Source organism: Methylobacterium sp. E-041 (genome assembly GCF_022829665.1).
GTDB lineage: Bacteria > Pseudomonadota > Alphaproteobacteria > Rhizobiales > Beijerinckiaceae > Methylobacterium.
In genome coordinates this window covers 69,620-90,718 of sequence record NZ_JAKSYQ010000088.1, presented here as the reverse complement: position 1 = coordinate 90,718, position 21,099 = coordinate 69,620, and the positions used below count along the sequence as shown (strand labels likewise).

The window sequence follows — 21,099 nt, the reverse complement described above, 5'->3', positions numbered from 1 at the left end:
CGCCTCAGACCTCCAGCCGGGTGCGGCGGACGAGCGGGCGGGCGAACAGCTCGGCGAGGTCGCCGGCCTGGTCGTAGCCCTGGATCGGCGTGAACAGCAACTCGATCGACCACTTGGTCGCGAGCCCTTCCGCCTCCAGCGGGTTGGCGAGGCCGAGGCCGCAGACCGTCAGGTCGGGCCTCTCGGCCCGGGCCCGGTTCATCTGCGCGTCGAGGCTCTGGCCCTCGACGATGTCCGTGCCGTCGGGCAGCAGGGCGAGGTCTTCCGCGAGGTGCCCGCGGTGCAGGTAGGGCGTCCCGACCTCGCACAGGCCCATGCCCAATTCCCGCGACAGGAACCGGGCGAGCGGCACCTCGAGCTGCGAATCGGGGAAGAAGAACACCCGCTTGCCGGCAAGCGTCTCGCGGTGGTGATCGAGCGCGCGGGCGGCGCGGGCCCGGCCCGGCGCGGTCGCCGCCTCGAAGCGGCCCTCAGGCACCCCCCACGCGTCGGCCGCGGCCCTGAGCCAGCGCGTCGTGCCCTCCACGCCGAGCGGGAACGGGGCCGACAGGCGCTTGGCGCCGCGGGCCTCCAGGGCTTTGGCGGTGTCGGTCAGGAACGGCTGCGCCAGCAGGAACGTTGTGTTCGGGCCGACGGCCGGCAGCGCGCCGGCCCGGCGCGCCGGCAGGAACGCGACGTTCGCGATGCCGAGCTCGGAGAACAGCCGAAGGAACTGGTCTTCGACCACGTCGGCGAGCGCGCCCGCCACCAGCAGCGACGGGGCGGCGTCGGGCGCTTCCCGCGGCATCTCGGGCACCAGGGCCGCGAGGCAGGCATCCTCGCCCTGCGTGAACGTGGTCTCGATGCCGCTGCCGGAATAGCTCAGCACCCGCACGTCCGGCGAGAAGGTGGTCGAGAGCCGCTGCGCCGCGCGGCCGAGATCGAGCTTGATCACCTCGGAGGGGCACGAGCCGACCAGGAACAGCAGCCGGATGTCGGGGCGGCGCTCGATCAGGCGGCGCACCACCCGATCGAGCTCCTCGTTCATGTCGGCGATGCCGGCGAGGTCCCGCTCGTCGATGATCGCGGTGGCGAAGCGCGGCTCGGCGAAGATCATCACCCCGGCGGCCGACTGGATCAGGTGGGCGCAGGTGCGCGAGCCGACGACGAGGAAGAACGCGTCCTGGATCTTGCGGTGCAGCCAGACAATGCCGGTCAGCCCGCAGAACACCGCGCGCTGGCCACGCTCCTGCCGGATCGCCACGTCGCCGCAGCCGGGTTCGGCGGTGGCTGCGACGGTCCTCGGCGGGAGGAAGGGCGCGTTCATCGCGCCACCATCGCGGTGCCGGCGACGGGGCGCGGACGCCGTGGCGCCTGCAGCCGCGCCGCTCGCAGCTTCAGCAGGAATTGCGTCGCGTTGACCGCGTAGGACGCGTAGGCCGCGAGCGCGAGCCACATGAGGCCGGCCGTGCCGAGGAGCCCGAAGCCGAGGGCGCCGAGATAGGCGGTGTGCAGGGCCAGCACGAGCATGCTGACCACGTCCTCCCAGTAGAAGGCCGGGGCGAACAGGTATCGCCCGAACACCGCCTTCTCCCAGATCGAGCCGGTAACCATGATTGCGTAGAGCAGGAAGGTCTTGGCCAGCACCGAGAGGTTGGCCGCGGCCTCGCCCTCCCCGGTGGACAGCGTCCGCAGGACCAGCCCCAGGCTGACGAGGAACACGAGGAATTGAAGCGGGGCCAGAAGGCCCTGGACCAGGGTCCAGCGGGTCGCGTCGCGCCGGGCGCACTCGGCCGACGTGTAGAGTGGTGGTCGTGCCGTCCGGTCGCTGGGACCCATAGCCTTACCCCATCCCTGCTGCGGCGGGCCGCCTCTCGGGAGGGCGGCTTGGGGGAAGCCTAGAAACCGTGCCAGAAAGTGTCAAGCGCGCTTTACGTCAAAACCGTATGACAATGACGTGGAAGCATTCTTATTCGATTCGACCATTGCCAAGCCGCCTCGAAAGCGTATCGTCTAGGTCAAGTCGTCCCGGAGAGGGCGACGGCACGGGGAATCCTAACCCCGGCCAAGCTATATTTTGAATACAATTAAGCCGTCAGCGACATTGGAGTTGGCCAATGGATGACTTGAGGCGCTCCGAGGGGCGAAACGCCATCCTAGCGCTCGCTCGCGAGATGGCGTCAGCCTGCGAGATCGACCAGCAGGCGCCGCCGCGCCGGCAGCAATTGTCCGATCGCTGGCACGGTCACCTCTCCCGCGTGGTCGAGGCCGAGATCATCCCCCGCCTGATGCTCGCACACCGCATGGAGGCGTCGACGCGCGGCCCGGGGCCGAGAAAGCCGACCGCCGAGGACATCGAGGCCTTCGCCTCCCTCGTGCTGGCGCCGGCCGGCGAGGTGGTGGAGGCGCGCATCGCCGCGCTCGTCGACGACGGCCTCGCCCTCGACAGCCTGCTCCTCGACCTCTTGGCGCCGACCGCGCGGCACCTCGGCGTGCTCTGGGAGGAGGACCTCTGCGACTTCGCCGAGTTGACGATCGCGATGGGCCGCCTGCAGCGGATCATGCACGACCTCGCGCGCCGCTACGGCGGCGAAACAGGAGGGCACCGGGACGGGCACAGCATCCTCCTGAGCCTTTGTCCCGGCGAGACCCACATGTTCGGGCTGTCGATGATCGAGCAGTTCTTTCGCGACGCGGGCTGGGACGTCACGAGCACGGCGCTCGCGCCGGTGGGCGAGATCCTGAACCAGGCGCGGACCGCCTGGTTCGACGTGATCGGCCTGTCGCTCGGCTGCGAGGTGCTTCTGCCGACCCTGACCAAGACCGTCCACGAGCTGCGCCGGGTCTCGTTCAATCCCGGCGTGCGTATCCTCGTCGGCGGCCCGATCTTCGTCGACAATCCGGGGCATATCGAGCGCGTGGGTGCTGATGCCACGGCCACGGATGCGCGTCGTGCTGTGGCGGCCGCCGAGTTCATGCTTGATCTCAGGGCGGGAGCCTGCTGAAAGACCCGATCGACGACTTCACGAAGCGGTGAGACTTGACCAGCTTGGCCACCCACGCTGCGCAGAACCCCTCCGCAGCCCTGAGCAAGACCCTGTCGGCCCTCGGGGGAGAGGCGGCGGGCCTTCTCGTCGCGGCCGCGACCGACCTGTCCCTGGTGGTGGATGCCGACGGCATCATCCGCGACGCGGCCTTCGCCGCCCCGGACCTCGCGGGCCAGGGCTGCGACACGTGGCTCGGGCGGCGCTGGATCGACACCGTCACCGTCGAGAGCCGCCCGAAGATCGACGCGCTGCTGCGCGACGCCGCGCCGGACGGGGTGACGCGCTGGCGGCAGGTCAACCACCCGTCCGTCTCCGGCGACGACCTGCCGATCCGCTACGCCGCGATGCGCTTCGGCACGGACGGCTCGATCATCGCGATCGGCCGCAACCTGCTCGCCATGGCCTCGCTCCAGCGCAAGCTCGTCGAGACGCAGCAGGCGCTGGAGCGCGACTATCTCCGCCTGCGCGGCGCCGAGACCCGCTACCGCATGCTGTTCCAGCTCGGCAGCGAGCCGGTGCTCGTGGTCGACGCGGCCACGCGCCGGGTCACCGAGGTCAACCCCGCCGCGGTCCGGCTCCTCGGGCGCACCGAGAAGCGGATCCTCGGGCTGGACGTGGTCGAGCTGTTCGAGGCGGCGAGCGGGCGCGAGATCGAGCTGCTGTTCTCCGGCCTGCGCGCCACCGGCAAGGCCGAGGATCTCGAGACCCGGCTCGCCGGAAGCCGCGGGCAGGCGCGGATCTCGGCATCGCTGTTCCGGCAGGGCAGCTCGGCGAGCGCGCTGCTGCGGCTGAGCGATTCCGCGATCGGCGACGCCGCGTCGCCCGAGCGGCGCGGCCCGCTCCTCGACGTCATCGAGGGCATTCCCGAAGGGTTCGTCGTCACCGACCTGTCGCGGCGGATCCTCACCGCCAACGGGGCCTTCCTCGACCTCGCCCAGGTCGCGACCGTGGAGCAGGCGCGCGGCGAGCTGATCGACCGCTGGATCGGCCGCGAGGAGACCGAGGCCGCGACCCTGTTCGCGACGCTGGCCGAGCACGGCTCGGTCCGCCACTTCGCCACCGGCCTGCGCGGCCTTCTCGGATCCGTCGAGGAGGTCGAGATCGCCGCCGTCGCCGTGCCGAACGCCCGCCCGCCCTGCCTCGGCTTCACCATTCGCGGCACGCCGCGCCGTGCCGTGGCGACGGCGGTGTCGGGCGGGCACGAGCTGCCGCGCTCGGTCGAGCAGATGACCGAGCTGGTCGGCCGCGTCTCGATGAAGAACCTCGTGCGCGAGACCACCGACCTGATCGAGCGTCTCTGCATCGAGGCGGCGCTGCGGATCACCCGCGACAACCGGGCCTCGGCCGCCGAGATGCTCGGGCTCAGTCGCCAGGGCCTCTACGCCAAGTTGCGCCGCTACGGCATCGGCGATCTCGACGGGCCCGACTATCCCGACGCCTGAGCGCGATCCGCTCGGCCTGCCTCCACCCGCGAATCGCGACGTCCGCCGCCGGAACGATCGTGAATGGACCGTCCGTCGGCGTTCGACCTCGCCCGCTTGGTTTCAGCTTGGCACTACTCCTACCTTCATGTGTCCAAGTTTTCGATCATCTGTCGTGTCATCTCTGCTTGACACTTCGTAGGGCGAGATCCTAGCCTCGCACCATGGCGACACCGGCTCCCAGCGCACTCGTCGAACTGCTCAAGCCGATCACGTGGTTCGCGCCGATGTGGGCCTTCGCCTGCGGCGTGGTCTCGTCGGGGCAATCCACCCACGGGCAATGGCCGGTGATCATGGCCGGCGTCGTGCTCGCCGGGCCGCTGGTCTGCGCCACCAGCCAGGCGGTCAACGACTGGTACGATCGCCACGTCGACGCGATCAACGAGCCGAACCGCCCGATCCCGTCCGGCCGCATGCCCGGCCGCTGGGGGCTCTACGTCGCCGGGGCCTGGACCGGGCTTTCGCTCCTCGTCGCCGCCGCGCTCGGGCCCTGGATCCTCGGCGCGGCGATCTTCGGCCTCGTCCTGGCGTGGCTCTACAGCGCGCCGCCGATGCGCCTGAAGAGCAACGGCTGGTGGGGCAATTCCGCCGTGGCGATCTGCTACGAGGGACTGCCGTGGTTCACCGGCGCCGCCGTGATGGCCGCCACCGTGCCCGACCGCCGCGTCCTGATCGTCGCGGCGCTGTACTCGATCGGCGCCCACGGGATCATGACCTTGAACGATTTCAAGTCGGTGGAGGGCGACACCCTCACCGGCATCCGCTCGCTGCCGGTTCAGCTCGGCATCCCCGGGGCCGCCCGCTTCGCCTGCCTCGTGATGACCGTGCCGCAGGTGGCCGTGATCGCGTTCCTCTACGGCTGGAGCCGGGGGTGGCACGCCGCGATCGTCGCGCTGCTGCTCGTCGGGCAGATCGCGCTGATGCGCCGGCTGCTCGCCGCGCCGCGGGCGAAGGCCGCCTGGTACAACGGCACCGGCACCACCCTCTACGTGCTCGGCATGCTGGTTTCCGCCTTCGCGCTCCGCCCGCTCGTGGGAGCCCCGTGATGGCCGCGCCCGCCTCATCGTCATTCACATCTTCGTTCTCTTGGGCGCAGATCGTCCGTCTCGGCCTCGTCCAGACCGCGCTGGGCTCCGTCGTCGTGCTGATGACCTCGACCATCAACCGGGTGATGGTGGTGGAGCTGGCGCTGCCCGCCATCGTCCCGGGCGCGCTGGTCGCGTTGCACTACGCGGTGCAGGTGCTGCGCCCGCGCTGGGGCTACGGCTCGGATGTCGGCGGCCGCCGCACGCCGTGGATCGTCGGCGGCATGGCCGCCCTGGCGCTCGGCGGCTTCCTCGCCGCGGCGGCGACGGCGCTCGCCGAGACGAACCTCGCCACCGGCCTTTCGCTCGCGATCCTCGCCTTCTTCTCCGTCGGCATCGGCGCGGGCGCGGCGGGAACCTCGCTCCTCGTCCTGCTCGCCACCGGCGTCGAGGATCGGCGCCGGGGTGCCGCCGCCACCATCGTCTGGGTGATGATGATCGCCGGCTTCGCGGTCACGGCGCCGCTGGCCGGGCACTTCCTCGATCCGTTCTCCGGCGCGCGCCTGGTCGCGGTCTCCGGCACCGTCTCGCTCGCGGCGTTCGTCCTCGCGTGCCTCGCCGTGCGCGGGGTCGAGCCAACCGTCGCGCCGGTGCGATCGGAGACCGCCGGCTCTGCGAAGGCGCCGTTCCGGGCGGTGCTCGCCAAGGTCTGGTCCGAGCCGGCCTCGCGCCGCTTCACCGTGTTCATCTTCGTGGCGATGCTGGCCTACAGCGCCCAGGAGCTGATCCTCGAGCCGTTCGCCGGCCTCGTCTTCGCGATGACGCCGGGCACCACCACCAAGCTCGCCGGCCTCCAGCACGGCGGCGTGCTCGCCGGGATGCTGCTGGTCGCGGGTCTCACCATGGGCGTCGGCGGACCCTGGCTCGGCTCGCTCAAGCTCTGGACGGCCTTGGGCTGCGCCGGCTCCGGCGCGATGCTCGTCGGGATCGCGGCCGGCGGCCTCGTCGGGCCGGAGTTTCCATTACGCGCCGTGGTCTTCGGCCTCGGCCTGTTCAATGGCGTCTTCGCGGTCGCCGCGATCGGCTCGATGATGGGGCTCGCGGGCGCCGGCGGCGAGGCCGAGCGCGGCACGCGCATGGGCGTGTGGGGCGCGGCGCAGGGCGTGGCCTTCGGCGCCGGCGGCTTCCTCGGCACCGTCGCGGTCGACCTCGCCCGCCTCGTCACCCCGGAAGCCGTCCACGCCTACGCCGCCGTCTTCCTGGCGGAGGCGCTGCTGTTCGTGCTCGCCACCCTGATCGCGCTGCGGATCGAGCATGCGGGCGCCACCCGCGTGCCGCGCGCGCAACGCCGGGCGGCGCTCGATCTCCGGTTCGAGCCGCGGTTCTAGGGCGTTTTCAGGCGAGGTGGATGCCGGCTCGCGTGAAGGACATCCGACCCGACGACGAGAGAGCGTTTTTTTGATCCGGCGATCTGGGAAGACGCTCCAAGCGCCGCCCGCCGAAACCAACGCCAGGGAGCACAGCATGTCCGAAGCCCCCGAATTCTTCGATTGCGTCGTGGTCGGTGGCGGTCCCGCCGGCGCGACGGCGGCGACCGACCTGGCGCGGATGGGCCGTAGCGTGCTGCTCCTCGACAAGCCGGGGCGGATCAAGCCCTGCGGCGGCGCGATCCCCCCGCGGGCGATCCGCGATTTCGCCATCCCCGACGCGCAGATCGTCGCCCGCATCAAGCTCGCGCGGATGATCGCGCCCTCCGACACGGCCGTCGACATGCCGGTCGGCGACGGCTTCGTCGGCATGGTCGAACGCGAGCATTTCGATCCGTGGTTGCGCGACCGGGCCTCGCTCGCCGGCGCCGACCACCGCCCCGGCACCTACGAGCGCATCGTCCGCGACGGCGCCGGCACCACGGTGCATTACCGCGTCGGCGACGCGGCGCGCACGGTGCGGACCAAGCTGGTGATCGGTGCCGACGGGGCCTCGTCCCCGGTCGGCCGGGCCGAGATCCCGGGCCATGCCGGGATGCGCCAGGTCTTCGCCTACCACGAGATCGTCCGGCCGCCGGCCGACGGCAGCGGAGCCTACGCGGCCACGCGCTGCGACGTGTTCTACCAGGGCAAGCACTCGCCCGATTTCTACGCCTGGATCTTCCCGCACGGCGAGACGATCAGCATCGGCACCGGCTCGGCGCGGAAGGGCTTCTCGCTCCGCACCGCGATCCGCAACCTGCGCGAGTCGACGGGGCTGGCGGTGGGCGAGACGGTCCGCCGCGAGGGTGCGCCGCTGCCGCTCAAGCCGCTGAGGAAGTGGGACAACGGCCGCGACGTCCTGCTCACGGGGGATGCCGCCGGCATCGTCGCGCCCGCATCCGGCGAGGGCATCTACTACGCGATGCTCGGCGGCCGGCTCGCCGCCGACGCGGCCGACGCGTTCCTCAGGACGGGCGATGCCCGTGCCCTCGCCCAGGCCCGCCGTCGCTTCATGAAGCTGCACGGGCGGGTGTTCCTGATCCTGCGGATCATGCAGGCGGTCTGGTACCGCAACGACGCCCTGCGCGAGCGCTTCGTCTCGATCTGCCGCGACAAGGACGTGCAGCAGCTCACCTGGGAAAGCTACATGAACAAGGAGCTGGTGCGGAAGAAGCCGATGGCGCACGTGAAGATCTTCTTCAAGGACATGGCGCACCTGTTCCGCTGGGTCTCGCCTTGAGCGAGGTCTGGATGCCGGCGGCGATCGCCACCCTGTCCGCGCTCGTGGTGGCCCTGGCCGGCGGCGTGCTGACCACCACCGGCCCGTGGTACCGCGCCCTGCGCAACCCGGCCTGGAAGCCGCCAGACTGGGCGTTCGGCCCGGTCTGGGCGACGATCTTCGCGCTCTGCGTCGTCTCCGCCGTGATCGCCTGGAGCGAGGCCGACGAGCCGCAGCGCGTCGTGCTGCTCGCGGCCTACGCCGTGAATGCCGTGCTCAACATCGCCTGGAGCGCGCTGTTCTTCCGCGCCGAGCGGCCGGACTGGGCATTCTTCGAGCTCGTCCTGCTCTGGCTCTCGGTGGCGGCGCTGATCGCCGTCACGCTGCAGGTCTCGGGCGTCGCGGCGGTGCTGCTGGCGCCCTACCTCCTCTGGGTGACGATCGCCGGGTTCCTCAACCGCGCCATCGTGCGGCTCAACGGCCCGTTCGGAGCCGCGTGATGGCGGAGTGGTTCGCGACCGGCCGGATCGTCGACGCGATCCTCGTTCTCGTCGCCGCCGAGGCCGCGATCCTGCTTGCGTTCCGGTGGCGGACGGGGCGCGGGCCGGCGCCGGTGCCGCTCCTGTGCAACCTCGTCTCTGGGGCGGCGCTGATGCTGGCCGTGCGTGCGGCCCTGGTCCAGTCGCCCTGGCCGGTCGTCGCCGGCTGGATGCTGGTCTCGCTCGGCGCCCATCTCGGGGACCTCGTGCCGCGCCTGCGCAACCCGGCCGGCCTGACGCTTGGTCGCACCGGCGCCCCTGGCGTGCCAGGAACTTCCGACGCGGCGGCCGCGTTCAACGCGCGGCCGCGAAGCCGAATTATTATGCTTCTCACTTGCCACAACCGGAGATTAGGCATCATGCGTGGCTTCCTCGCTCTGGCCGCGACCTCCGGTTTTCTGCTGGGTTCCAGCCTGCCGATCGCGGCCTTCGCGCAGGAGGCTGCCGGGGGCGCGAGTCAGGATCTGGTGAAGCGCGGCGAGTACCTCGTCACCGCCGGCGATTGCGTCGCCTGCCATACCGGCCCGAGCGGCAAGCGGCTGGCCGGCAACTACGTCCTCAACACGCCGATCGGAAAGATCCGCACCCCCAACCTGACGCCCGACGACGAGACCGGCCTCGGCAAGTGGACGGAAGCGGACTTCGTCAAGGCGATGCACGAGGGCATCGACAACGAGGGGCACTACCTCTACCCGGCCTTCCCCTTCGCCTGGTACACCAAGGTGACGACCGACGACGTCAAGGCGATCTGGGCCTACCTGCGCTCGCTCGAGCCGGTGAAGGAGCCGCGCAAGGACAGCGAGATCCCGTTCCCGTTCAACATCCGCACCGCCCTGATCACCTGGCGCACCGCCTTCTTCACGCCGGGCGAGTGGAAGCCCGATCCGAACGCCACCGCCGAGGTCAACCGCGGCGGCTACCTCGTCGAGGGGCTCGGCCACTGCGGCATGTGCCACAACGAGAATAAGATCGTCGGCAACAGCAGCCTCGCGGGCAAGCTCGGCGGTGGCGTGATCGACGGCTGGTACGCCCCGAACATCACCCCCGACGGCCACCAGGGCATCGGCGCCTGGACCGAGGAGCAGGTGGTGACCTACCTCAAGACCGGCACCGCCCCGGGCGACAAGCCCGGCGTCGCCGCCGGGCCGATGCGCCAGACCATCGAGGAATCGCTCTCGAAGATGACGGACGCCGACCTCAAGGCCATGGTCGCGTATCTCCGGACCTACCAGGCCAAGCAGACCTACAAGTCCAAGGACCTGCAGGCCTACGACACCACCGGCGCGCCGGGCGCGGGCGTCTACCTCAGCTACTGCTCGTCCTGCCACCAGCCCGACGGCAAGGGCGTCGAGGGTGCGATCCCGGCGCTCGCCGGCAACACCTCGGTCCAGTCGGCCGGCCCGGAGACGGTGCTGCGCGTGATCTACGGCGGGCTCGGCGCGCAGAGCGGCTACGCGCCGATGACCGCGATCGGCCAGGGCATGACCGACCAGCAGGTCGCCGACGTCACCGACTACATCCGCAACTCCTGGGGCAACAGCGCTCCCGTCCTGAAGTCCGGCGTCGCCGCCGACGCGCGCAAGGCGACGAGCACCATGCTCGCCGGCAATGCGCCCTGCGCCGAGATCGAGCAGCCGGACGTGGCCAAGGCCGTGGCCGACGCCAGTGCCGCGGAACAGCTGAAGGGCCTCAAGCAGGAGGACTTCATCCCGCGCATCGATGCGCTCCTGCCGAAGATCAAGTCGGCGCTCCCCGCAGGACGGGACGACGACATCGTCAACGGGCTGACCACAGCATTCTGCAAGGCCGCCAAGCCGGAGACCGACGACGTGAAGCTGCCCTGGCACGCGACGATCGGCAGCTTCAGCAACCTCGTCTACAGCCAGCTCAAGCACCCCGAGCGGCAGGCCAGCACGATGCCGGCTCCGGCGATGCCGAAGCCGAACTGAGCCACGGGCAACCGGTCGCGGGCGGCCTGACGAACCAGCGCGCGATTGGCGCGTTGGCCGGCCGCGCCGACGAGGGGATGTCGCGGTGTCGCTCGATTCCGCAATCCCGGTCTTTTCAAAACCATGACGCATCAGACCTGTGACGTGGCCGTCATCGGGGCCGGCACGGCGGGGATCGCTGCGTTCCGTGCCGCCGAGGCGGCGGGCGCCGACGCCGTGCTGATCGAGCGCGGCCCCGGCGGCACCACCTGCGCACGCGTCGGCTGCATGCCTTCGAAGCTGCTCGTCGCGGCCGCGGCGGCGGCCCACGACGCGCGCCGCGCCAGCCTGTTAGGCGTCGCGGTGTCGGGCGTATCGATCGACGGCCCCGCGGTGATGGCGCGTGTGCGGGCCGAGCGCGACCGCTTCGTCGCCGGGGTGCGCGACGGGCTCGACGCGATCCCGTCGGCCAAGCGGCTCGCCGGCGAGGCGTGGTTCCTCGACGCCCGGACGCTCGCGCTCGGCGACGACCGCCGCGTCGCGTTTCGGGCGGCGGTGATCGCCACGGGATCGAGCCCGAGCATCCCGAAGCCGCTCGCGCCGCTGGGCGACGCCGTCCTGACCACCGACACCGTGTTCGAGCTTCCCGACCTTCCGGCGTCGCTGGCGGTGATCGGCGGAGGGCCCGTCGGCATCGAGATCGCCCAGGCGATGGCGCGCCTCGGCGTGCGCGTCGACCTCTTCGACACCGGGTCGGGCCTGGCCGGCCTGAGCGAGCCCGGCCTTCGGAAGGACGCGGCCGCGATCTTCTCCGACGAGATGGCCTTGCATCTCGGGTCCGAACTCGTCTCGGCCGAGCCCGTCGACGGCGGGGCGCAGCTGACCTGGGCGGAGGCCGACGGCACCCGTCGCACCGGCACCTTCGCCCGCGTGCTCGCAGCCGCCGGCCGCCCGCCCAACGTCCGAGGCCTCGACCTCGCGCAGGCCGGGCTTCGTCTCGACGAGAAGGGCATGCCGGCCTTCGACGCCCGGACCCTGCTCTGTGCGGGGGCGCCCGTGCTGATCGCGGGAGACGCCAACGCGGTGCGACCGGTCCTGCACGAGGCGAGCCGCCAGGGCGGGATCGCCGGGCGGAACGCGGCGGCCCTCGCCGCGGGCCGAGCCCTCGCGGCGCCGGAGCCCTGGCCGGCGCTCGCCATGGTGTTCACCCACCCGCAGGCGGCGAGCATCGGTGCGCCGTTCGATCCCGAGGCGGGCGACGGGCGCGTGGTCGGCGGGATGTCGTTCGACGACCAGGGCCGGGCGCGGGTCGAGGGCGTCAACCGGGGCGGCATCCGGCTCTGGGCGGATCGGGACGGGCGCCTGCTCGGCGGCGAAATGCTCGGGCCGTCCTGCGAGCACCTCGCCCATCTCGTGGCGCACGCGATCGGCGACGGACGGACCGTCGACGACCTTCTGGCGCGGCCGATCTACCATCCCACCGTCGAAGAGGGACTTGCGAGCGCATTGTCCGATCTTATACAACCGCTGAAGGGATGATCGCCGGACGCCGGACGGTCGTGACCGATCCTTCATCTTGCCGCATCGCGGATACCATTGCGCCCGCCCGTCCCACGGGTCATACCGGGCCGCAGATGACGCGGTCCCATTCCTGATGTCCACGATCGTTGCCGCGGGCAATGCGATCGACCTCGACGCCCTGACGGCGGAAGAGCGCGATGGCCTCGATATCGGGGTGATCGGGCTCGACGCCGCCGGGACGATCGTGTCGTTCAGCGAGGGAGCGAGCGCGCTCTCGGGCCTCGCCAGCGCCGCCGTGATCGGCCGCAACTACTTCCGCGAGGTGGTGCCGAGCACCAACGTCCCCGGGTTCTTCGGCCGCTTCCTCGCGGGCACCCGCCGCGGGCACCTCGACGAGAGCTTCGACTTCGTGTTCGGGCGCATGCCGCAGCCCCTGCGCGCCCGCGTGCGGATGCGGAGCGGCAAAGGTGTCACCTGGCTCACGATTACCCCGGTGGAGACCCTCGGCGCGGGCCAGTCGCGCGAGGCGGTGATGGCCGCCATCGGCCGCCGCGTCCGGGCCGAGCCGGTCGATCCCCAGCTCTGCGAGCGCGAGCCGATCCACATCCCGGGCTCGATCCAGCCGAACGCGGTGATGCTGGCGGCCGATGCCGGCACGCTCGAGATCCTGGCCCACAGCACCAACGTCCGCGACGTGCTCAGCCGCGCGCCGGAGCGGATCGCCGGCCTGCCCCTGGCCGAGGTCCTGCCGACCGCCTTCGTCGAGACGATCCGCCAGCGCCTCGCCAGCGCCACCCTCGACGACGGGCGCTCGATCCGCCGCACGCTCAAGCTCGCGGGCGACGACCATGCCAGCTACTACGCCATCGTCCACGCCCATTCCGGCCGGGTCATCGTCGAGCTGGAGCTCGAGCCCGAGCATCCCGAGGACTTCCGGGTCGCGACCCAGACCGATTCGGAACTCGCCGTCACCCGCCTCCGGGCCGCCGAGACGCTGAGCGGGGCCGCCCGCATCGCCGCGCTCGAGGTCCGGGCGCTCACCGGCTTCGAGTGCGTGCTGGTCTACCGCTTCGACGCGGACTGGAACGGCGAGGCGATCGCCGAGGACAAGGTGCCGGATTGGTCGCGCGCCCTGCTCGGGCTGCGGTTCCCGGCCTCCGACATCCCGGCCCAGGCGCGCGCGCTCTACACCAAGGCCAAGAGCCGCTTCGTGATCGATCGCGATTCGGTGCCCGTGCCCCTGGTCGCGGCGCCGGCGGCCGGCAACGGCCCGATCGACCTCACCTTCGCGCAGCACCGCACGCTCTCGCCGATCCACCTGGAGTACCAGCGCAACCTCGGCGTGAACGGCTCGATGTCGATCTCGATCATGGTCGAGGGGCGGCTGTGGGGCCTGATGATCGGCCATCACCGCCACCCGCACTACGTCGCGCCCGAGACCCGCGCCGCCGCGACCGTGCTCACCGACGCCTTTGCCATGCGCGTGCAGGAGATCGAGGCGCGCCGGCTCTGGACCGAGCGCAAGGCCCATCTCGACACCGAAGGACGCCTGGTCCGCGGCCTGACCCGGTCGGACGACTTCGTCGCGGCGCTGACCGGCGGCTCGACCACCCTCCTCGACCTGTTCGGGTCGACCGGCGCGGCGATCGTCTCCGGCGCGCGCGCGACCCTGATCGGCACGACGCCCCCGGACGAGGCCGTCCGCGCGATCGGCGACTGGCTGAAGGAGATCCTGGCGCCGGGCGAGACCACCTATGCCAGCGCCAACTTCTCCGCACAGTGTCCCGCCGCCGCCCCGCACCGCGAGATCGCGAGCGGCGTGCTCGCCGCGTTCGTCGACGAATCCCGCGAGAACCTGCTGCTCTGGTTCCGCCCGGAGGTGTCGAGCACGGTGACGTGGAGCGGCGATCCGCGGAAACCGGTGCTCGCCGGCAACGGGCCCGTCGCGGTGCTGCCGCGGCGCTCGTTCGAGCGCTGGGTCGAGGAGCGCACGGGCTTCGCCAGCCCCTGGGCCGACTGGCAGGTGTCGCTGGCCGGCTCCCTCGCCCACGCGGTGGAGGGCGTCGTCCTGCGCCAGCGCCGCAAGATCGACGAGCTCACCGGCCTCCTCGCCGAGAAGGAGCGCCTGCTCGCCCAGAAGGATCTCCTGACCCGCGAGATCGACCATCGGGTGAAGAACTCGTTGCAGATCGTCTCGGCCTTCCTGCAGATGCAGCGGCGTCAGGTCTCCGATCCGGCCGCCCGGCAGGCCTTCGCCGACACCTCCGCCCGGGTGATGAGTGTCGCCCGCGTCCACGACAGCCTGTATCAGGCGGAGAACGTCGAGGAGGTCGACCTCGGCCAGACCATCGAGGCGCTTTGCACCGACCTCGCCGGCATGGCGGGCGGCGGCCATGCCGTCGACCTCACCGCCGAGCCCGGCCTGATGGTGCCCTACCGCAAAGCCGTGGCGCTCTCGCTGATCGCCACCGAGCTCGTCACCAACGCCTTCAAGTACGCCGCCAAGCCCGAGGGCGTCGGCCGCGTGGCGGTCACCGTTTCGGGCCACGGCCCCGGCAGCGTGCGGCTGCGCGTCTGCGACGACGGCGAGGGCCTGCCCGAGGGCTGGTCGGAGACCAAGCCCCGCGCCAACGGCACCGGCGTCGGGCTCGGGATGAAGCTGATCCGGGCGATGCTCGACCAGATCAACGCCCGTCTCGACGTCGACAACGCGCCCGGCGCCTGCTTCACGATCACGGCGTGAGCCTGCACCAGCGGCTGCGCGCCGCCACCGCCTCGTCGCATCAGGGTCTCGAGGACGCGCTCGACTGGCGGGCGCGCGTCGCGACGCTGCCCGGGTATCGCGCCCTGCTCGCCCGCTTCCATGGATTCCATGCGGCCTACGAGCCGGCGATCGGGCTTGCGCTCGCCGACGAGGCGTTCTGGGGCCCGCGCCGGCGCTTCGCCGCGCTGGCGGCGGACCTCGCCCATCTCGGGATGCCGGACGCCGAGATCGCTACCCTGCCCCGGCCCTCGGCCGTGACGTTCGCGGACGAAGCCGCGGCGATGGGGGCGCTCTACGTGCTCGAAGGCTCCACGCTCGGCGGCCAGGTCATCGGCCGGCACATCGGCGCGGTGCACGGGCTGACGCAGGCGGGCCTCGCCTATTACCGCGCCCATGGCCGGCAGACCGGCGTGATGTGGAACGCCTTCCGCGCCCGGCTCGATCGCCTGTCGGGCGATCCGGAGGCGGAGGCGGCCGCCTTGGCGACCGGCACCGCGACGTTCGACGCGCTTCGGATCTGGCTGTGCGCGCCGGATTCGTCCGCCGCGTGCGGGGCCGGCTGAGGCGCAGGCCGCCTCAGCCCTCGCGATCCCGCCCGAGCAGCCCGTCGACGAAGGCTTCGAGGCCGATCCGCCGCGTGCGCTTGAGGCGCTCGGCGGCCAGGATGCCGCGCAGGGCGTCGAAGGCGTTCTGCAGGTCGTCGTTGACGATGACGTAGTCGTACTCGCTCCAGCGCTGGATCTCGACGCGGGCGTTGGCGAGGCGCTTCTCGATGGTCTCCGGGCTGTCCTCGGCGCGGCGCTCCAGGCGGTGGCGCAGCTCCTCCAGGCTCGGCGGCAGGATGAACACCGTCACCACGTCGTCGGCGAGCTTGGAGCGGACCTGGCGGGTGCCCTGGTAGTCGATGTCGAAGATCATGTCCCGGCCGGCGCTGAGCACCTTCTCCACCGGGCGGCGCGGCGTGCCGTAGAAGTTTCCGTGGACCTCGGCCCATTCGAGCAGGTCGTCGCGGCTGCGCAGGTCGTCGAAGGCCTCGCGCGCGATGAAATGGTAGTGGCGCCCGGCGATCTCGGACGGGCGCCGAGCGCGGGTCGTCACCGAGATCGACAGGTCGAGACCCCAGCCGCCGTCATCGGCGATGGCGCGCGTCAGGGTGGTCTTGCCGGCGCCCGACGGCGAGGACAGGATCAGGATCAGCCCGCGGCGGGCGATCGAGTCCGAGACCGATGGGGAGGGGGCGTCCGTCATCCGCGTGCCCCGGCCGTGTCTCGCGCGCCCATCGCCTCAGTCCCGCTACTCGACGTTCTGAACCTGCTCGCGGAATTGCTCCACCACGGCCTTCAAGTCGAGTCCGATTCGCGACAGCGCCACGTCGTTGGCCTTGGCGCACAGGGTGTTGGCCTCGCGCCCGAGCTCCTGGGCCAGGAAATCGAGGCGCCGCCCGATCGCGCCGCCCGCCGCCAGGAGCTCGGACACTGCTTCGAGGTGGGCGCGCAGGCGGTCGAGCTCCTCGCGGACATCGGCCTTGGCCGCCATCATCACCGCCTCCTGATGCAGGCGCTCGGGATCGAGGCCGCCGGCGTCCAGCAGGCCCGCGACGGAGGCCGCGAGACGGGCGCGGATCGCCTCGGGCTTGCGCGCCGGGCAATCCTCCGCGGCCTGCGTCAGCACGCCCATCCGCGCGACCTGCGCCGCGACGATCTCCGCGAGCGCCCGGCCCTCGGCGCGGCGGGCCTCGACGAGGTCGGCTACCAGCTGCACGACGCCCTCCGCGAGGTCGCGCGCCAGCGCGTCCGGCTCGGTGGCGGCCTCGTCCTCGGCCTCGACGACGCCGCGGATCGACAGCAGCCCGTCCATCGTCGCGGGCGCGATCCCCTCCGGGACCGGCACGCGGGCGACGGCCTCGGCGAGCCGCGCCAGCAGCGCCTCGTCGATCCGCACCCGCGCCTTGCTCTCCGGCTTCGTCAGGTTGAGCGAGAGCTGGCACTGGCCGCGGGCGAGCGTCTTCTGCAGGGCGGTGCGCGCGACCTCGCCGACGGAATCGTATCCGTTCGGCACCCGGAGCCGCACGTCGAGCCCGCGGCCGTTGACGCTGCGGACCTCCCAGGCCCACTGCACCGGCCCGGTGGTGCCGGCGGCCCGGGCGAACCCGGTCATGCTCGCGATCATGGTCTTGCGATGCCCTGCGTTGCGGCGCCGAGGTTTCGTCGTGCGGGACGCCTACACGAAGGCGTTGACCTCCACCGTGAACCCGCCCGGCGCCTGGAAATAGAACGTCACCCGCCCGTGCTCCTCGCGCGGGGTCTCCGGGGCGAAGCCGCCTTCGGTCAGCCGTGCGTGGATCGCGTGGACCTGCTCCACCCGCTCCTGGATGAAGCCGATGTGGAAGATCTTGGGGTAGGTCGCATCCTTCACGCGGAACAGGCTGAGGATGCCGCCACCGTCGTCGGCGAGGAAGGCCATCTTGTCGTTGACCGGCATCGCGGTGCGGCGCAGCCCGAAATAGGTCTCGAACATCGCGACCGTGGCCGGGACCTCGGTGACGCCGAGGTTGACGTGGTTCAGGTGCATCGGCTCGTCCTGATGGCGCGTGCGAGCGGCGCCGCAGCGCCGGGGACGATCACGGTTGCTTCAGCACCGGCACGGTCTTGGGCGAGCCGAGGTCGTAGGTCTTGTTCTTCAGCGGATCGAGCTTGGTGCCCTCCGAGGCGTCGAAGGCCTTCGGCCGCGGCCCGCCCGCCCCGACGGTCGCCCCGTCCAGCGCGTAGGCGTTCGTCGGCGGGGCGAAGGCCGAGGCCCGGTTCGGCACCGCGGCGGGATCGGCGGCCGGCTCGGCCTTGTCGACGCCGGCGGCATCCGGCGTCGTGGCCAGGCGGGCCTTCTCGACTTGGCGCCAGCGCGCGACGTTCTTCTGGTGGCCGTCGAGGCTCTCGGCGAAGGCGTGCCCGCCGGTGCCGTCGGCGACGAAGAACAGGTCCTTGGTCCGCGACGGATTGGCGACCGCCTCCAGGGCGGCGCGGCCGGGATTGGCGATCGGGCCGGGCGGCAGGCCCTCGATCACGTAGGTGTTGTAGGGCGTCGCCCGGTCGATCTCGGAGCGCTGGATGCCGCGCCCGAGGGTGCCGCGCCCGCCGACCAGCCCGTAGACGATGGTCGGGTCCGATTGCAGCTTCATCCGCTTGTTCAGGCGGTTGACGAACACGCCGGCCACCCGCGGCCGCTCGTCGGCGCGCCCGGTCTCCTTCTCGACGATCGAGGCCAGCGTGACCATCTCGGCCGGCGTCCGCACCGGCACGTCGGCGCTGCGGCGCAGCCAGATGTCGTTGAGGACCTTGCGCTGCTTCTCGCGCATCAGGTTGACGATCTGCTGACGGCTCGCGCCGCGCTCGAACTTGTAGGTGTCGGGCAGCAGCGAGCCCTCGGGCGGGATCTCGCCGACCTCGCCGGTGAGCACGTCGTTCTCGTTGAGGCGCATCACGATCTGCTCGGAGGTGAGCCCCTCGGGGAAGGTGATCGCGTGCTGGACCTGCCGGCCCGTGGTCACGGTGTCGATCGCATCGCTGATGCTGGCATGGGCCTTGAAGGTGTACTCGCCGGCCTTCAGCGGCGAGCGCCCGCCGAAGCGGGCGGCGAACTCGAACAGCCCGACATGGTCGATCACGCCCTCGCGCTTCAGGATCTCGGCGATCTCGCCGGTGCCGCTGCGGGACGGGATCACGACCACCTTGTCGGCGGCGAGCGGGCCGGGCTCCTGCACCTGCCGCTGGAACAGCGTCAGCCCAAGCATCACGGCGATGGCGATCACCACCGCGAAGGTGAGCAGCCCGCTGATGGTGGCGAGGAGCCCGCCGCGGCGGCGCTCGGGCCGCTCGGGCGGCGGCGGGGCCGCGGTGGGCTTGATCGCCTCGTTCGGCGAGCGGGGGGAGAGGCGCTGCGGCTGGGCCGGCTCGTCGAAGGTGAGCGGCTGCGGCGGCACGTGCGTCTGGCGTCGACGGAAGAACATCGGGATCCTGCTCGGGCTCGCGCCGGCGACGAGGGCGGTGCCGGGCGCGCATGCGCGACGGGGCGGCGATCACGAAGGATCGCCGCAGGGTACCGGAAACTACGCCGGTTTGTGGCGAAATTGCCGTTGCGCGCTGCACGCGCCCCGGCTGGTCGACAGACAGGCCGATCCGGTCAGCGCGGTTTCGGGGGCGTCGGCGCGATCCGCGTCCCAGAAGGCTGGCAGGTCGCGCAGAAGAAGGTCGAGCGGCCGGATTGCACGATCCGGCCGACGGTCCCGCCGCAGCCCTTGGTGCGGCAGGCCTCGCCGACCCGGTCGTAGACGCGGAACGCCTGCTGGAAGGCGCCCGACGTGCCGTCGGTGTGGGCGTAGTCGCGCAGCGTCGAGCCGCCGGCGGCGACCGCCTCGGTGAGCACCTCGCCGATCACCCTGGCCAGCAGCCGGGCCTTCGGCGTCGGCGCGCCGTCGGCCTTTGCCAGCGTGCCCGCGGCGGCCTCGGGGTGGAGGCCGGCCCGGTGCAGAGCCTCGCAGACGTAGATGTTGCCCAGGCCCGCGATCAGGCGCTGGTCGAGGAGCGCGGCCTTCAGCGGCGTGATCTTGTGGCGAAAGAGCCGCGCGATGGTCTCGGCCGTCAGATCCGCGCTCAGGGGCTCGATGCCCATGCCGGCGAAGTGCCGGCACGCGGCGAGCGTGTCGGTGGGCACGAGGTCCATGAAGCCGAAGCGGCGGGCGTCGTTGTAGGTGACGGTGGCGCCGTTCCCCATCGCCATCACCACGTGGTCGTGCTTGGGCGTGCCGAGCGCCCCGTCGAGGTAGAAGTCGCCGGGCGACGTGTTGCTGCCGTCGGGCATCGCCACGTCGAAGCGGCCGCTCATGCCGAGATGCATGATCAGCGTCTCGCCCGAATCGAGGCCGGCCGTGAGGTACTTCGCCCGCCGCGCGAGGCCGGTGACCCGGCGGCCCTCCAGGCGCGCGCAGAAGCGCTCGGGGAACGGGAAGCGCAGGTTCGGCCGGCGCAGGGTGACGCGGCTGAAGGTGGCCCCGACCATCGCCGGCGCGAGGCCGCGCCGCACCGTCTCGACCTCTGGAAGCTCGGGCATCGTCCTGTGGCCGTCCCTCGGCAAATCGGATGGTGGAAGGCGGATCGTGGAGGCCGGGTATCGGCCCGGGCCGCCGCCGCCGCAATCCCGGCCGACGGGCGAGGCTTCGCCGCCCACGGCCGGCCGTCCCCACCGCGTCTTACGACGCATGGCGGATCGCGTCCGGCTTCGCTATGAGGCGCGAGGGCGCAGACGGGCAGGACTTCATGACGGTGGCGGACGAGACGACGGGCGCGCGGGACGGCACGACGGGGGCGCAGGAGACCGATTTCGGCTTCGAGCGTGTGGCCCTGGCCGAGAAGCAGGCGCGCGTCGACGACGTGTTCCGCTCGGTCGCCAAGCGCTACGACCTGATGAACGACCTGATGTCCGGCGGCCTGCACCGGGCCTGGAAGGCGCAGCTCATCGCGATGCTGCGCCCGTCGCGCACGCGGCCGTTCCGCCATCTCGACGTGGCCGGCGGCACCGGCGACGTCGCCTTCCGCGTCCTCGAGGCCGGCGGCCCGCAGGCCTCGGTCACCGTGCTCGACATCAACGAGGCGATGCTGCGGGTCGGCGCCGAGCGCGCCGGGGCGCGCTTCGACGGGCGCATCGACTTCGTCACCGGCAACGCCGAGACCTTGCCCCTGCCGGACGCGACCTTCGACGCCTACACCATCGCCTTCGGCATCCGGAACGTGCCGCGGATCGAGCTGGCCCTGCAGGAGGCCCGCCGCGTGCTGAAGCCCGGCGGCCGCTTCCTGTGCCTGGAATTCTCCAAGGTCGACCTGCCGGTGCTCGACAAGATCTACGACGCCTACTCCTTCCACGTGATTCCGCGGCTCGGCGCACGGGTCGCGGGCGACGCGGAATCCTACCGCTACCTCGTGGAATCGATCCGCAAGTTCCCCTCCCCCGGGCTGTTCGCCGGGATGATCGAGCAGGCCGGCTTCCGCCACGTCACGCACCGGCCGCTCTCGGGCGGCATCGTCGCGATCCATTCCGGCTGGAAGGTCTCGTGACCGACCCGAGCCGCCGGGCGGCG

General features: G+C 71.7%; 18 protein-coding genes. 11 read left to right on the top strand and 7 right to left on the bottom strand.

Going from position 1 to position 21,099, the window contains the following annotated elements:
* Positions 1-4 precede the first annotated feature (4 nt).
* Positions 5-1,306 carry a ferredoxin:protochlorophyllide reductase (ATP-dependent) subunit N gene (locus MKK70_RS08770; RefSeq protein ID WP_243946960.1) on the bottom strand — a complete coding sequence of 434 codons (1,302 nt, stop codon included), beginning with the start codon at positions 1,304-1,306 and terminating at the stop codon, positions 5-7.
* Positions 1,303-1,818, bottom strand: a complete 516-nt coding sequence (gene bchF, locus MKK70_RS08765) for a 2-vinyl bacteriochlorophyllide hydratase (RefSeq protein ID WP_243946958.1) — start codon at positions 1,816-1,818, stop codon at positions 1,303-1,305. Before bchF ends, MKK70_RS08770 begins: the two co-directional genes overlap by 4 nt.
* Before the next feature lie 278 nt (positions 1,819-2,096).
* Between bchF and MKK70_RS08760 the strand changes: the two genes are divergently transcribed.
* From MKK70_RS08760 to MKK70_RS08715, 10 genes are all read left to right on the top strand, one after another.
* A complete protein-coding gene (locus MKK70_RS08760; protein WP_243933281.1) occupies positions 2,097-2,984 on the top strand; it encodes a B12-binding domain-containing protein in 888 nt (295 codons plus the stop codon).
* Between the two features lie 35 nt (positions 2,985-3,019).
* A complete protein-coding gene (gene ppsR, locus MKK70_RS08755; protein ID WP_243946955.1) occupies positions 3,020-4,468 on the top strand; it encodes a transcriptional regulator PpsR in 1,449 nt (482 codons plus the stop codon).
* A 203-nt stretch (positions 4,469-4,671) separates the two neighbouring features.
* Positions 4,672-5,553, top strand: coding sequence for a chlorophyll synthase ChlG (gene chlG, locus MKK70_RS08750; protein WP_147728498.1), 882 nt, complete (start codon positions 4,672-4,674; stop codon positions 5,551-5,553).
* Positions 5,553-6,920 carry a BCD family MFS transporter gene (locus MKK70_RS08745; RefSeq protein ID WP_243946948.1) on the top strand — a complete coding sequence of 456 codons (1,368 nt, stop codon included), beginning with the start codon at positions 5,553-5,555 and terminating at the stop codon, positions 6,918-6,920. Before chlG ends, MKK70_RS08745 begins: the two co-directional genes overlap by 1 nt.
* Positions 6,921-7,056: 136 nt before the next feature.
* Complete coding sequence (locus tag MKK70_RS08740; protein WP_243946946.1) at positions 7,057-8,241, top strand: geranylgeranyl diphosphate reductase; 1,185 nt, start codon at positions 7,057-7,059, stop codon at positions 8,239-8,241.
* A gap of 11 nt (positions 8,242-8,252) precedes the next feature.
* Entirely contained in the window at positions 8,253-8,720 is a 468-nt protein-coding gene (locus tag MKK70_RS08735) for a TspO/MBR family protein (protein ID WP_243946997.1), read from the top strand.
* Between the two features lie 398 nt (positions 8,721-9,118).
* Entirely contained in the window at positions 9,119-10,708 is a 1,590-nt protein-coding gene (locus MKK70_RS08730; protein WP_243946994.1) for a c-type cytochrome, read from the top strand.
* Positions 10,709-10,831: 123 nt separating this feature from the next.
* Positions 10,832-12,226, top strand: coding sequence for a dihydrolipoyl dehydrogenase (locus MKK70_RS08725; RefSeq protein ID WP_243946944.1), 1,395 nt, complete (start codon positions 10,832-10,834; stop codon positions 12,224-12,226).
* 115 nt (positions 12,227-12,341) lie between these two features.
* Positions 12,342-14,951, top strand: coding sequence for a histidine kinase dimerization/phosphoacceptor domain -containing protein (locus MKK70_RS08720; protein ID WP_147841446.1), 2,610 nt, complete (start codon positions 12,342-12,344; stop codon positions 14,949-14,951).
* Positions 14,948-15,535: a biliverdin-producing heme oxygenase gene (locus MKK70_RS08715; protein ID WP_147841447.1), complete on the top strand. Its 588-nt coding sequence runs from the start codon at positions 14,948-14,950 to the stop codon at positions 15,533-15,535. Before MKK70_RS08720 ends, MKK70_RS08715 begins: the two co-directional genes overlap by 4 nt.
* Positions 15,536-15,548: 13 nt before the next feature.
* Here the strand turns inward: MKK70_RS08715 and gmk are convergent, their stop codons facing one another.
* From gmk to mutM, 5 genes are all read right to left on the bottom strand, one after another.
* Complete coding sequence (gmk, locus tag MKK70_RS08710) at positions 15,549-16,220, bottom strand: guanylate kinase (protein WP_147728705.1); 672 nt, start codon at positions 16,218-16,220, stop codon at positions 15,549-15,551.
* Positions 16,221-16,265: 45 nt separating this feature from the next.
* Positions 16,266-17,129 carry a YicC/YloC family endoribonuclease gene (locus MKK70_RS08705; protein WP_243933271.1) on the bottom strand — a complete coding sequence of 288 codons (864 nt, stop codon included), beginning with the start codon at positions 17,127-17,129 and terminating at the stop codon, positions 16,266-16,268.
* A 63-nt stretch (positions 17,130-17,192) separates the two neighbouring features.
* Positions 17,193-17,543, bottom strand: a complete 351-nt coding sequence (locus tag MKK70_RS08700; protein WP_243932084.1) for a VOC family protein — start codon at positions 17,541-17,543, stop codon at positions 17,193-17,195.
* A 49-nt stretch (positions 17,544-17,592) separates the two neighbouring features.
* The gene (gene mltG / locus MKK70_RS08695; protein ID WP_243946942.1) at positions 17,593-18,975 is read right to left on the bottom strand and encodes an endolytic transglycosylase MltG; all 1,383 of its coding nucleotides are present in this window, start codon (positions 18,973-18,975) and stop codon (positions 17,593-17,595) included.
* A 173-nt stretch (positions 18,976-19,148) separates the two neighbouring features.
* The gene (mutM, locus tag MKK70_RS08690; protein ID WP_147729354.1) at positions 19,149-20,075 is read right to left on the bottom strand and encodes a bifunctional DNA-formamidopyrimidine glycosylase/DNA-(apurinic or apyrimidinic site) lyase; all 927 of its coding nucleotides are present in this window, start codon (positions 20,073-20,075) and stop codon (positions 19,149-19,151) included.
* 206 nt (positions 20,076-20,281) lie between these two features.
* Between mutM and ubiE the strand changes: the two genes are divergently transcribed.
* Positions 20,282-21,076: a bifunctional demethylmenaquinone methyltransferase/2-methoxy-6-polyprenyl-1,4-benzoquinol methylase UbiE gene (ubiE, locus tag MKK70_RS08685; RefSeq protein ID WP_147729355.1), complete on the top strand. Its 795-nt coding sequence runs from the start codon at positions 20,282-20,284 to the stop codon at positions 21,074-21,076.
* The last annotated feature ends 23 nt before the right edge of the window (positions 21,077-21,099 follow it).